General features: G+C 54.5%; 12 protein-coding genes and 1 pseudogene. 1 reads left to right on the top strand and 12 read right to left on the bottom strand.

The window, feature by feature from the left end; all coding sequences use genetic code 11:
* Positions 1-157 precede the first annotated feature (157 nt).
* A pseudogene (locus FG166_RS04585) lies at positions 158-289 on the top strand (IS3 family transposase); the annotation flags it as partial.
* Positions 290-495: 206 nt separating this feature from the next.
* Here the strand turns inward: FG166_RS04585 and rpoD are convergent.
* From rpoD to FG166_RS04525, 12 genes are all read right to left on the bottom strand, one after another.
* Positions 496-1,638 (bottom strand): RNA polymerase sigma factor RpoD, encoded by a 1,143-nt coding sequence (gene rpoD / locus FG166_RS04580; RefSeq protein ID WP_003681711.1) that lies wholly within the window; start codon positions 1,636-1,638, stop codon positions 496-498.
* Positions 1,638-3,533: a DNA primase gene (dnaG, locus tag FG166_RS04575; RefSeq protein WP_003681714.1), complete on the bottom strand. Its 1,896-nt coding sequence runs from the start codon at positions 3,531-3,533 to the stop codon at positions 1,638-1,640. The genes rpoD and dnaG overlap by 1 nt, the downstream gene beginning before the upstream one ends.
* A gap of 151 nt (positions 3,534-3,684) precedes the next feature.
* Positions 3,685-5,763, bottom strand: a complete 2,079-nt coding sequence (glyS, locus tag FG166_RS04570) for a glycine--tRNA ligase subunit beta (RefSeq protein ID WP_003681716.1) — start codon at positions 5,761-5,763, stop codon at positions 3,685-3,687.
* Positions 5,763-6,737, bottom strand: a complete 975-nt coding sequence (glyQ, locus tag FG166_RS04565; RefSeq protein WP_003681718.1) for a glycine--tRNA ligase subunit alpha — start codon at positions 6,735-6,737, stop codon at positions 5,763-5,765. The genes glyS and glyQ overlap by 1 nt, the downstream gene beginning before the upstream one ends.
* A gap of 267 nt (positions 6,738-7,004) precedes the next feature.
* Entirely contained in the window at positions 7,005-7,823 is an 819-nt protein-coding gene (recO, locus tag FG166_RS04560) for a DNA repair protein RecO (protein ID WP_003681720.1), read from the bottom strand.
* A 112-nt stretch (positions 7,824-7,935) separates the two neighbouring features.
* Positions 7,936-8,841 (bottom strand): GTPase Era, encoded by a 906-nt coding sequence (gene era / locus FG166_RS04555; protein ID WP_003681722.1) that lies wholly within the window; start codon positions 8,839-8,841, stop codon positions 7,936-7,938.
* A 13-nt stretch (positions 8,842-8,854) separates the two neighbouring features.
* A complete protein-coding gene (locus FG166_RS04550) occupies positions 8,855-9,253 on the bottom strand; it encodes a diacylglycerol kinase family protein (RefSeq protein WP_003681724.1) in 399 nt (132 codons plus the stop codon).
* A complete protein-coding gene (gene ybeY / locus FG166_RS04545) occupies positions 9,231-9,704 on the bottom strand; it encodes an rRNA maturation RNase YbeY (protein WP_003681726.1) in 474 nt (157 codons plus the stop codon). The genes FG166_RS04550 and ybeY overlap by 23 nt, the downstream gene beginning before the upstream one ends.
* Positions 9,704-10,687, bottom strand: a complete 984-nt coding sequence (locus FG166_RS04540; RefSeq protein ID WP_014562357.1) for a PhoH family protein — start codon at positions 10,685-10,687, stop codon at positions 9,704-9,706. Before FG166_RS04540 ends, ybeY begins: the two co-directional genes overlap by 1 nt.
* Positions 10,688-10,834: 147 nt before the next feature.
* The gene (locus FG166_RS04535) at positions 10,835-11,284 is read right to left on the bottom strand and encodes a GatB/YqeY domain-containing protein (protein ID WP_035430769.1); all 450 of its coding nucleotides are present in this window, start codon (positions 11,282-11,284) and stop codon (positions 10,835-10,837) included.
* A gap of 64 nt (positions 11,285-11,348) precedes the next feature.
* Positions 11,349-11,537, bottom strand: coding sequence for a 30S ribosomal protein S21 (gene rpsU / locus FG166_RS04530; protein WP_035430771.1), 189 nt, complete (start codon positions 11,535-11,537; stop codon positions 11,349-11,351).
* A 113-nt stretch (positions 11,538-11,650) separates the two neighbouring features.
* Positions 11,651-12,334: a type 1 glutamine amidotransferase gene (locus tag FG166_RS04525; protein ID WP_015638897.1), complete on the bottom strand. Its 684-nt coding sequence runs from the start codon at positions 12,332-12,334 to the stop codon at positions 11,651-11,653.
* Positions 12,335-12,963 lie beyond the last annotated feature (629 nt).

Raw genomic sequence — 12,963 nt, 5'->3', positions numbered from 1 at the left:
AAATCGCAACACTTACGAGCCAAATGGCCGCCTGATTTAATGCTTTCCGTGGTTCAAATAAGTTATTAATCACGATTAATGATTTATTTAAGCTGTGGAAGGTAAACGCGGTTCTGAATGTCTCTTAAAACCTGTCTCAAATATTGACTTCAATCCACCACAACCACAAACGTTTGAAGACTTAGAACAGCTGGTGACAGAAGGTATCGATTACTTTACGCATTCCTTTATTTCAGGCAAAAGAAATGACCTTACCGCAGCAGAATACCGCTTCGGCAAGGCCAACTAGTTTTTATTATTTAATGTGTCAACTTGACAGGGCACAGTACCCTGAGCTAAGCCACCCACTCAAATACACTCCTCAAAAAAAGGCGACCCAGGAAACCGAATGGTTTTCCTGGGTCGCCTTTATTTTTACGCTAGCAAACGTGGGAGCTAGCCGTTCGCCCTAGCCTCGTCATCCGAGCTACACCAGGGGTTGGTGCCCACTTCCCTTTATTCCAAGAAGTCCTTTAACTGCTTGGAACGGGATGGGTGGCGCAACTTGCGCAGGGCCTTAGCTTCGATTTGCCGGATCCGTTCCCGGGTCACGCCAAAGACGCGTCCCACTTCTTCCAGGGTCCGCGTCCGGCCGTCGTCCAAACCAAAGCGCAGGCGTAAGACGTTTTCTTCCCGGTCGGTCAGGGTGTCCAGCACGTTTTCGAGCTGCTTTTTCATCATCTCGTAAGCGGCGTGGTCGGCCGGACTGGTGGCGTCGTGGTCTTCGATAAAGTCCCCTAAGTGGGAGTCATCTTCTTCACCGATCGGCGTTTCCAAGGAGACCGGTTCCTGGGAGATCTTCAGGATGTCACGCACCTTTTGGGTGTCCATGTCCATTTCGGCCCCGATTTCTTCCGGCAGCGGTTCCCGGCCGAGGTCTTGGAGGAGTTGGCGTTGGATCCGGATTAACTTGTTGATTGTTTCAACCATGTGGACCGGAATCCGGATCGTCCGGGCCTGGTCGGCAATCGCCCGGGTGATCGCCTGGCGAATCCACCAGGTGGCGTAAGTGGAGAACTTGAAGCCCTTACGGTAGTCAAACTTTTCGACCGCCTTCATCAGCCCCATGTTCCCCTCTTGGATTAGGTCTAAGAACTGCATTCCCCGACCCACGTAACGCTTAGCAATCGAAACCACCAGCCGCAAGTTGGCTTCGGCCAGTTCTTGCTTGGCGGTTTCGTCACCCTTTTCGATCCGCAGGGCCAACGCCACTTCTTCGTCGGCCGTCAGCAGGTTGACCCGGCCGATTTCCTTGAGGTACATCCGCACCGGATCGTTGATCTTAATGCTAGACGGAGCGGTGGTATCCTTTAAGGCCTTGGAGGACAGCTTTTCGGTTGCCTTGAGTGCCCGCAGGTCCGGGTCACCGTTTTCGTCAACCACGGAAACCCCGGCGTCTTCCACGTTTTGCAACAGGGCGTCCATCCCGTCGGCGTTTAAGCCAAACGGTTCGGCAATCTTTTCGGTTAATTCATCGTACTGGATGTTTTTTGCCTTCTTGTAATTGCGAATCAAAGCCCCGACGGCCTTGTCGTATTCGGCTTGGTTGAAATCTTCTAAGTTCGAAATTACCCGGTTCTTCTTACTGCTCTTTGCCATTAATTAACATCCTCCGTTTTCATCTTCTGTTCCTGTCGCCGCAAGTCAATCAACTCGATCGTCAGCTTGGTGATCAATTGTTGATCGTTTAAGGCGGCAGCCTCCTGAAGGGCGGCCGTTTTCTCTCTTATTTGTTGTTCAATCGGGGCGACGTCGACGAGCACGGCAAGGCAATCGTCGACGGTCTCATCCACCGCCGCTTGTGGCACCACCCGTTGCTCGATCTGGCCAACGATCGTCCTGAGCTTAGCGTCGGTCAGCTCCCCCATTAACTGGGCGACGTCCACCTCGTCGGCCCCGGTCCTTTGCAACTGCTCCTTGGCGGCCGCGTCAAGGAGCTGGTAAGGGCGATCGACAAAGTGGAAGTTTTCAATCGCCCCCACGTGGCTGCGGACGGCGGGATTATGAAATATCTCCCGCAGGAGCCGTTGCTGAGCCAATTCGACCTTCCCCAACAGCGGTGGCGCCTGGGTACTCGGCGCGGTAGTTGTGGTGGGGGGCGTGGATTGATAACGCCGCGTCCCTGCTTGCCGCGGCTGACGAGGGGAGTTCTCCGGGTAAGCCGGGCGTGGCGCCGCGGTCGCCGCTAGTTCCTGCACCTGCCCGGTCAAAGTGGCGGGATTTAAGTGGTAATCCTTCGCCAGCTGTTGAATGTAGAGGTCCCGTTCCACCGGATCAGTGACCTTAGCAACCTCCCGCAAGGCGGCTTCAACGTAGTGCAAGAGCTCACTTTGGTTGGCTAGGTTAAGCCCCTGCTTTAAAAAGTGAAGCCGAAAGGCGGTCGGCGTCTCCTCGGCGTGGGCGAGGTACTCTTGAAACTTGGCTTGACCATTAGCTTGGACGTACTCATCCGGGTCCATACCGGCCGGTAACTGGACCACGCGCAGGGTTAACCGGCTGGCCGCCAGCATCGTCAGCGCCCGGTTGATGGCGTTTTGCCCGGCGGCATCCCCGTCGTAGCAAATCGTCAGCTTATCGGTGGTGCGGGCAATCACGGCCACCTGCTCGTCGGTAAAGGAAGTCCCCATCGAGGCAATCCCCGACCGGACCCCCGCCCCAAAGGCCGAGATCACGTCCATGAAGCCTTCGAAGAGGGTTAGGTGTCCCTCCTTTCTGGCCGCCTTTTTGGCTTGGTCCAGGTTAAAGAGGGTCCGCCGTTTATTAAAGATCGGCGTCTCCGGGCTGTTTAAGTACTTAGGGGCGTTTTCGGTCGCCTTTTTAGTCAATAAGCGCCCGGAAAAGGCGATTGGTTGCCCGTTAGCGTTTTTGATTGGGTAAATCACCCGGTCAAAGAAACGGTCGTGCAACTGCCCGGTTTGGTCCTCGGTAAATAAGCCCGAGGCCCGCATGAGCTGGTAATCGATCCCCTTTTGGGTGAAGTACTTGACCAAGAGGTCCTCTTCCCCCCGGGCGGGGGCAAAACCGAGGTTAAACTGGCCGATTAACTCCCGGCTCATCCCCCGCTTGGTTAGGTAATTGAGGGCCGGCTGTCCCGCCACGGTGTTAACCAAAACGTGGTGGTAAAGGCGACTGGCCTCTTCGTGTAAGCGGTAAAGCGGGGTGTTGGGAGAGGCGCTTTCCCCACTCGGGCCGTTACTTTCCCTTGGCAAGTCAACCCCCGCCGTCGTGGCTACCTGTTCGACGGCCTCCATGAAGGAGAGGTCGTGGGCCTGCTCCAAGTAGCTAAAGACGTCCCCGCTGCGGTGACAGGAGAAACAATAAAAATACTGTTTTTCTTCGTTGACCGAAAAAGACGGGGTGGCATCCTCGTGAAAGGGACAGTGCCCCATCAGGTTTTTCCCCTGCTTTTTGAGCTGGATGTCTTGGCTAATGACGTCGGCAATGTCCACTTGGTTGCGTAGCTGATCGATCGTTTCCCTTGGGATTTGGGGCATCCACCATTCCCCCTCTCGCTAGCGATAGTTACGAAAGGTCGCCTTCCCGTTGGAATGCGACCTTTCGAATTAAACGACATTAAATTGTTTGGGGCCCACTTTTACTAGTTATCATAATACCATAATTTTAGTGGTGGGCCAACTGGATTGCCTACTTAACAATCAATTGGTCTAAGTTCCCAAAGGCCGCCGTTTGGTCCGCCAAGATCGTCAATAAGGAGAGGCGGTTGTTCTTAACCGCTTCGTCCTTGTCCATGATCATGTTCTCTTCAAAGTAGAGCGAGATGACTGGTTCCAATTCGAGCAGGGCGCTGAACTGTTGATCCAAACTCCGGCCTTCCTTGGCATCAATCAGGGCTTGAACCGCTTGATCTAACTGGCCTTCCGATGGGTTTTCAAAGAGGCTTGGGTCCACCTTGACGTCGTCTTCAGACAGGTTCCCCTTGGCGGCCAGGCGGATCACCCGGGTCAGGGCTTCCACTTGGTCCTTTAAGTCCGCGTCGTCCTTGTGGGCATCTAAGACGTGAGCGGCTTCCACGATGGCGGCCGGGTCGGTCACGTGGGTGTCGGTGACGGCGTCGACAATGTCGTGGCGCAAGTGTTCTAAGCTAAAGAGCTGCTTGAGCCGGTCGATGAAGAAGTCGGTCACGGCGTCCGCATTCTTAGCGTAATCAAGGCCCAGGGCTGGCGTTGCTTGTTCCACCGCTTGCTTGGCACTCGCTTGGAAATCAAGCAAGTTCAAGTGCCACTTACGGTCCGCCAGCATCCGCACGATTCCGTAGGCCTGACGGCGCAGGGCGTACGGGTCGTTGGAACCGGACGGGATCATGTCTACGGCAAAGAAGGAGTAAATTGAGTCCAGCTTGTCGGCAATCGCCAAGACCGCCCCGACCGTCGTTTGTGGCAGGGCCCCGTCGGCGGAAATTGGCATGTAGTGTTCGCGCACGGCGGCGGCGACGGCCTCGTTTTCGCCAAAGCGCTTAGCGTAGATTTCCCCCATGATCCCTTGCAATTCGGCAAATTCGCCGACCATTTGGGTGGTCAGGTCAAACTTGTAAATCGAAGCGGCCCGGGCGAGATCGGCCAGTTCTTGGTCGCTTAAGCCTAGTTGTTGCCCTAAGAGGTTAGCCAGGGCCTTGGTGCGGGCCATCTTGTCGTACATCGACGAAATTTGGTCGTGGAAAGAAACGTTCTTCAAGCGGTCGACGTACTGGTCGATCGTCATCTTTTGGTCTTCGTCAAAGAAGAACTTGGCGTCTTCTAGCCGTGGTACCAACACCCGTTCGTTCCCCTTAATGACGTTATCTAAGTGGACGGCGTTCCCATTACGGACCGAAATGAAGGCCGGTTGCAGCTTCCCGTCGTGGTCGCGTACACAGAAGAAGCGTTGGTTATCCTTCATTGACGTGATCAGAACCGGTTCCGGTAATTCCAGGTACTTTTGGTCAAAGGTCCCGGCAAAGGCGGTCGGCCATTCCACCAGGTTGTTAACTTCTTCTAAGAGTTCTTCGTCCCAGTCGATCACCCAGTTGTGTTGGTCGACAATTGCTTGGATCTGGTCCTTGATCGTCGCCTTGCGTTCGGCCGCGTCGACAATCACGAAGTCGTCCTTTAAGGCGGCCACGTAATCGGTGGCGGACTTGATTTCAACGTCGTGGCCCAAGAAACGGTGCCCACGGGTTAAACGGCCCGCCGTGACGTTCAGAATGTCAAAGGGTACCACTTGGTCATCAAGCAAGGAAACCAGCCAGTGAATTGGGCGGATAAAGTTGAGCTTAAAACTCCCCCACCGCATCAAGGTTGGGAAGTTCATCGCCGTGATTACGTCGTTTAAACCGGCCAAGACTTCGTCGACTGGCTTGCCTTGGATGTGCTTTTCGACGTAAACGTATTCGACGCCCTTAACTTCTTTAAATTCGATGTCGTCAACCGTGGCCCCCTGACCGCGGGTAAAACCAATTGCCGCCTTGGTCCAGTTCCCATCGGCGTCTTGGGCAATCTTTTTGGCTGGTCCCTTCACCGATTCATCGACGTCGGGTTGCTTGTCGGCCAAACCAGAAATCAACAGGGCTAACCGCCGCGGCGTTGAGTAGGCTTGAATGTCTTCAAAGTCGATCCGTTCTTCTGTTAAGTAGTTGGCCACCCGGGTCTTTAATTGTTGGATGCTTGGGGTAACCACGTGGGCCGGCATTTCTTCCAGGCCAACTTCTAGTAGGTATGAATGTGCCATTAGTTTTCTCCCTTCTCTGCCCGCTTAGCGTTGCGCTTGGCCAGTTCTTCGGCTTGCTTGGTGTACTTAGCCACGACGGCTTGGCGTTCCTGTTCGTCGTGAATCAGCGGGAAGCCTAACTTACGCCGTTCTTCGACGAAGGCCTTGGCGACCGACTTAGCCATGATCCGGATCCGGTGCAAGTAGCCGGCCCGTTCGGTAACCGAAACGGCGCCCCGCGCGTCCAGCAGGTTGAAGGTGTGGCTGCACTTGAGGACGTAGTCGTAAGCCGGGTGCACCAGACCGAGGTCAATTAAGCGCTTGGCTTCTTGTTCGTAATCCTTGAAGAATTGCAAGAGCATGTCCTGGTTGCTTTCTTCAAAAGAGTACTTGGAGTGTTCGTATTCCGGTTCTTGGAAGATGTCACCGTACAAAACGCCGTCGGCCCATTCCAGGTCGAAGACGGAGTTGACGTTTTGAATGTATTCGGCTAAGCGTTCCAACCCGTAGGTAATTTCGGAGGCAACCGGGTCCATTTGTAATTCACCAACGACTTGGAAGTAGGTGAACTGGGTGACTTCCATCCCGTCTAACCACACTTCCCAACCGACCCCGGCACAACCCATCGACGGGTTTTCCCAGTTATCTTCGACGAAACGAATGTCGTGTTCTAAGGGTTCAATCCCCAATTCACGCAGGGAGCCCAAGTAAAGTTCTTGGATGTTTTCCGGGCTCGGCTTCATCAGTACTTGGAACTGGTGGTGTTGGTACAACCGGTTCGGGTTTTCCCCGTAGCGCCCGTCGGCCGGCCGCCGGGACGGTTCCACGTAGGCCACGTTCCACGGTTCGGGACCAATTGCCCGCAAGAAGGTATACGGACTCATCGTCCCGGCCCCCTTTTCCGTGTCGTAGGACTGCATCAGCATGCAACCCTGGCTCGCCCAGTACTTTTGAAGCGTGAAGATAATCTCTTGAACACTCAGTTTCTTTGCCATTGTCTTACTCCTTTCAAACGCAAAAACGCCCCCACAATCACCGGTTTAACCGGTCATTGCAGGGACGAATAACTTCGCGGTTCCACCCTGCTTTCCCAGGGAGGTGGGACAGCTTCGTTAAGGCAACTCGGGAGTGCCACCAGGTTCACGTCCCCCGGGGCTTGCACCCTCCCCCGGTCGCTTCATGGACGGCTGAACCATCTTTTCCGTCATCGTTGCAGATCTTTAATTAACACTTTTTAATGATACGAACGTCACCTAGAAAAGTCAACTCCCGGCCGGCTTTTTTTCGTCGTCCGTCCCCGGATTCTTTCTGGCGGTCAAGAGCCGGTTGGTCCAGGAATCCATTTCGTTGATGAAGCGCTTGGACTTAAGGCGCAAGCCCAACTGGTCGTCGTAGATTTTGTCCAGCGTCCGGCCTAATTGACGCTTGGTCGCCTCGTCTACGTGTACCTGATCGACCTTGGCCAGGTTAAGGGTCGCAAACAGCCGGAGGTAGGCGACGGTTTTGGGGGTGAGGTGGAAGCGGTAGGGGTCCTCTGCAAAGTGATGGAGGCACAGCATCCCGCCCATCTTTTCCGAGTAATCCAGCGGCAAATCACTGCGCCCGCACACCACGCACCGGTCCCAGACCGGGGCGATCCCGAACCGGTTGAGGAGTTGGACCTCCAACACGTTCACGACTACCTGGGGGTCGCGCCCCGTGTTGATCAAGTTTAGGGCCGCCATCACCTGCTTGTACCAGCCGCCCAGCGCCCGCCCCTCTTCAAAGGCCTGGTCGACCAGTTCTAGCAGGTAAGTCGCGTAGGCGTTGCGGTTTAAATCGGCGCCGATCCCGGTTAGGTGGTGGGTTTCTTGGGCCGAGACGATGTAAGACAAGCCCTCGTCGGCAAGGATCCCCACGTAGCTGCCGTAGGTGAAGGGTAAAATGTCTGACGCCAACTTAAAGCCCTTGCGTTTGGCCCCGCGGACAAAAAACATCAGCGGGCCGCGCCGGTCCGTCAAAATCTTAACCAGGAGGTCGCGTTCCCGGTAGTCGCGCCGGTACATGATCACCCCTTCAAAGGGTTCGTTGACCCGGGCCATCTGAATTCCCCCTTAAAAAAGTGGGTGGGAAATAACCTCTTTGCCAGGCCGTGCTTAGACACTAGGCCCGCGGTTATTTCCCACGTTATCTGTCTAACATTTTCGAATACAATTAGTAATCCGTTTGCCGGTAACCGTAGTCCTTTAACATCGCCGACTTATCGCGCCAGCCCGGCACCACCTTGACCCACAGCTGCAAGAAGACCTTGTCACCTAAGAGGGCCTGAATGTCTTGGCGGGCCGCGGTGCCGATCTTTTTGAGCATCGAACCGCCCTTGCCGATGATGATCCCCTTTTGGCCGGGGCGTTCAACGATAATGTTGGCCGAGACGTGAATCGTTTCATCGTCTTCTCGTTGGATCGAGGTGACGTCAATCGCCACCGAGTGCGGCACTTCCTCCCTGGTATTTAAGAAGACCTTTTCGCGAATCATTTCCGCAATCACGAACCGTTCCGGGTGGTCGGACACCTGGTCGGCTGGGTAGTACTGCGGGCCGGTCGGCAGTTGGTCCACTAAGTCGTTAATCAGGGTGTTGACGTTGTTTCCCTGCAAGGCCGAGACCGGCACGACCTTTTTGAACGGCAGCGCCCCTTCGTATTGGGCGATGATGTCCGGTAAGTCGTTGGGGTTAACCTGGTCGATCTTGTTGACGACCAGGTAGATCGGCTGTTGCACCTTCTTTAAGCGCTCAATGATGAAGTTATCCCCGGCCCCCCGCTTTTCATTGGCCGGTACCACGAAGAGAATGGCGTCGACTTCATCTAAGGCCGACAGGGCCGAGCGTTCCATAAAGTCGCCCAGGCGGGTTTGGGGCTTGTGAATCCCCGGGGTATCGATGAAGACGATCTGGGCCTCATCGCTAGTGTAGATCCCCTGAATCTTGTTCCGGGTGGTCTGGGCGACGTTGCTCATGATGGCCACCTTTTGGCCGACCATGTAGTTTAACAGGGTTGACTTGCCGACGTTGGGCCGGCCGATCAGGGCCACAAAGCCCGACTTGTAATTTGGATTATCCATTTGATCCTCGTTTCTAATTCAGTAGTTTTAATAGGTGGGGGACAAAGATTAAGAGGCCAACCACCACGGCAAAGGAGGCGGCACACAACACCGCCCCCGCCGCGACGTCCTTAGCGTGCTTGGCGTTTAGATCGAAGTGGTGGCGCACAATCAGGTCAACGAGGGCCTCCACCACCGTGTTGGTGAACTCCGCTGAGATGACCGTGAAGATCGCTAACGCCAGCCACAGCCATTCCACGGTTGAAATGTGCAACCACCAGCCGCAAATCACGGCGAGCACGGCCGCCACCAGGTGGAAACGCATGTTGCGCTCTTGTTTAAGTACTTGGCAAACGCCCGCCCAAGCATGGCGTAATGATTGGGCGAAGGTGTGGTTTTTTTCGGTTTGCTTACCGGCTGAGTCCGAGGCCATCTAAAATCTCCTCCTGAAGGGTGAACATCTTTTTCTCATCCGCCGGCTCCTCGTGATCGTAGCCGTTCAAGTGCAAGAAGCCGTGGACCAGTAAGTAGCCCAGCTCGCGGTCTGCCGAATGGTTCAAAAAGAGGGCCTGTTCGGTCACCTTATCAATTGAAATGACCAGGTCGCCTAGTTCAACGGGGAGCTCAGCGCGGATTTCTGCAGGCAGGTTGGCGAGGTCATCGTCGTCTTCAATCGCAAAGGAAATTACGTCGGTCGCCCGGTCAATCCCGCGGTAATCACGGTTGAGCTCCCTGATCTCGGGGTTTAAAACAAAGGTCAATGACATTTCGGCTTGCTCGGGGACGTCTAGTCGCTCCGCTGCTTGGGCCAAGGCCTTCTCCGCTAGCCGTTCTTGACTGGGTTGTAACTTTCCTTCGGTATGATCACGCAACTGTAATTCCATTACTTATTCTCCCGCACCTGTTCTTCATCTTCTTCGTAGGCGGTAATGATCTTGGCGACAACTGGGTGACGCACCACGTCGGCCGCCCCAAAGGTAACAAACTCGATCGAAGAAACGCCCCGCAGGATCCGCCGGGCGGCAATCAAGCCACTCTTAGCCCCGCGCGGCAGGTCGATTTGGGAGACGTCACCGTTGACGACCATCTTAGAACCAAAGCCCAACCGGGTCAAGAACATCTTCATCTGGGCGTTAGTGGTGTTTTGCGCTTCGTCTAAAATTACAAAGGCGTTGTCTAAGGTCCGCCCGCGCATGTAGGCCAGGGGGGCAATTTCAATCGTCCCCCGGTCCATTAGGCGTTCGGTGTGTTCGGCCCCAAAAATCGAATTTAAGGCGTCGTAAATTGGCCGCAGGTAGGGGTCGACCTTTTCCTTGAGGTCCCCCGGCAAGAAACCGAGGCTTTCGCCGGCTTCCACCGCTGGCCGGGTCAGGATAATCCGTTCCACTTCCCCCCGCTTGAGGGCCGCCACGGCCATGGCCACGGCCAGGTAAGTCTTCCCGGTCCCGGCTGGCCCGATCCCAAAGGTAATGTCATTTTTCTTCATGGCGTGAACGTACTGGCGTTGACCAAAGTTTTTCACCCGGATGGCCTGCCCCTTACGGTCGTTGATGATCGTTTCCGAATAGAGGTCCTTGAAATACTCAAGGGTCCCCCGGTGGGCCATCTTCATCGCCGAGACGATGTCGGTTGACGAGATCTGAATCTTTTGTTCAATTAGTCCCACCAGTTGGTTTAATACCGCCTCGGTCAGGTGAACGTCCTCGGCGTCCCCCTGGATCCGCAGCTGATCGCCAAAGGGGTTGATCGAAACGTTCATCCCCTCTTCTAGTAGGGCGACGTACTTATCTTGGGTCCCCAAGAGGGCCACTTCAATTTCCGGGCTGTCAATTTGAAAGTTAACGGCCAAAGTTTCGTTTTCGCTCAAAAACGGATTCTCCTTTACAACGCCAAGCGGCGCAAATGATTTCCTTAATTTTACCGCGGCCAAGCGCTTGGATGCAAGATTTTGGCCGAAACTAAAGGGGCCCTGGCACGACCAACCTGGTCAAATGCGCGGCCCCCTCTCTAGTTGTTACTTGGCTTGCAAAGCGTCCTTGACGGTTTGGTTAACTAACTTCCCGTCGGCCTTGCCCTTCACCTTTGGCATGATGGCGCCCATCACCTTACCAAAGTCCTTCATGCTTTCGGCCCCGACCTGGGTAATCGTTTCGTTAACGACCTTAGCCACTTCGTCAGCCGACATTTGTTCCGGCATGTACTTAGCGACCACCGCTAATTCGTGGTTGGTTTGGTCAATCAAGTCCTGGCGCCCGGCGCTGGTAAATTCTTCCAGCGATTCCTTGCGTTGCTTGTATTCCCGGGCCAAGACGGTGTTTTCTTCGTCCGGCGTCAAATCGTGGCCCACGGCGATCTGTTCGTTTTGCACGGCCGCCTTTAACATCCGGACCACCGACAGGGTCGCCTTATCCTTTTCCTTCATGGCGGTGACCATGTCCTTGGAAAGTTGTTGTAATAAGCTCATCATCAATACCCCCATTTTATGTAAGAAAAAACTCCCACCAGAAACCGGCGGGAGCTTTTCGCGACTAGTAACGACGGCGCTTATTCTTGCGCTTCCGTGCCGCTTCAGACTTTAACTTATGCTTAACACTTGGCTTTTCGTAAAATTCACGCTTGCGGTATTCTTGCAGAGTCCCGTTACGTGAAACGGTACGCTTAAAGCGCCGAAGAGCATCGTCTAACGATTCATTCTTACGAACGATAGTTTTTGACATTGTAAAATTCCCTCCCTCCGAGCTTAAGATCGTACTGTCATGACCAAGTTCTCCTGGCCTTTCCACTACAATGACCATTATAAACAAGCACTAATTCACCGTCAATCAATTTTTTAGGCGTTTTCAGGATTTTCTTTCATCAAGTAGTCCAACAGCCGGTTCATGACGGCCTGGTTGTCCGCCGGAACCCCGTGGTTGACGATTTCTTCCGCAGTCTGGTTTAAAACTGACCCGTTAGCGTAGGCCCCGTCGTTAGCGCACATTTCCCGTACGTTCAATTCTAAGGGCTCCAAGTGAAACTGCAGGCCAATCGCCAGGTCCTGGTAGACAAAGCCCTGTTCCTGCAGGTACTTGGACGAATAAAGCAGGTCCGCCCCTTCTGGGATCGTGAACATCTGCTGGTGCCAGTGCAGTGGCGTGGCAACCTCCGGCAGACCGGCGATCCGGTCGCTTTGGCGGGTCACTTCTAGCCAACCGACTTCTTTAGCCGGGGCGTCTTGAACCCGCCCGCCCAAAATTAGCGAGATTTGTTGGGCGCCAAAGCAGGCCCCGAAGACCGGCTTCTTCGCCGTTAGCATTCCCTTGATCAGGGCCCGTTCGTCTTTGATCCATTGGTCGTCATCGTTGGGGCTAGCCGGGCTGCCCAAAACAACTAACAGGTCGGTTTCATCAACGGTTGGCAACAGGCCAAAGTCGTTGGGGTGGTAGATGGTAACGGTCGCTTGGTGGTCGTTGGCCCAATTTAAGATGGCCCCCGGTCCTTCGTCACTGACGTGTTGTAAAACGTTAAGTCGCATGTGCGTTCCTCCGGATAAAGTTTTCTCCATTATACTCACCGCCCCGTCACGGTGCCACTAGGGAATTAACTAAAAGAACGAAGTGCGGACCAACCATCAAGCAGGCCGTGGGCTAAGGATAGGTCACAAGTTAGCGCGCCAGCGGTGTTCTGTGACCAGACTTAGCCACTAGGCCTGCGGTTGGGAGCACGTTATCTCGGAAGTGGGAAATGACCTTCTCGATAGACCGTATGACTAAGCTAGGGGGAAGATTGGTGCCTTGGCACCGTTCTTCGCCCGTACTTAGGCACTAGGCCTGCGGTCATTTTCCACGTTATCGGAAGTGCGGACCAACCATCAAGCAGGCCGTAGTAAGGTTCGGACACAGAGCAAAAGGAGTTGTTGCCCAACGTCAATCTTTTCATAATCCCTCATTTGAGACACGCCAAATTGATAGATTTTTCCTGTGCGGTTTGAGATGGAAGTGCGACTAACCTCCTTGACGGGTCGTTGGGCTAAGATAGGGTAAATAGTTGGCGCCCCAGCGCCGTTCTTTGCCCGTACTTAGCCACTAGACCCGTGGTTAGGAGCACGTTATCGGAAGTGCGGACCAGCCAAAAAAATAGCCGTCAGGCGTCGTTTCAAACGGC

This window comes from Limosilactobacillus fermentum (assembly GCF_013394085.1).
Classification (GTDB): domain Bacteria; phylum Bacillota; class Bacilli; order Lactobacillales; family Lactobacillaceae; genus Limosilactobacillus; species Limosilactobacillus fermentum.
Note: the sequence above shows the minus strand (reverse complement) of the source record. Positions and strands in the feature narration are given on the sequence as shown.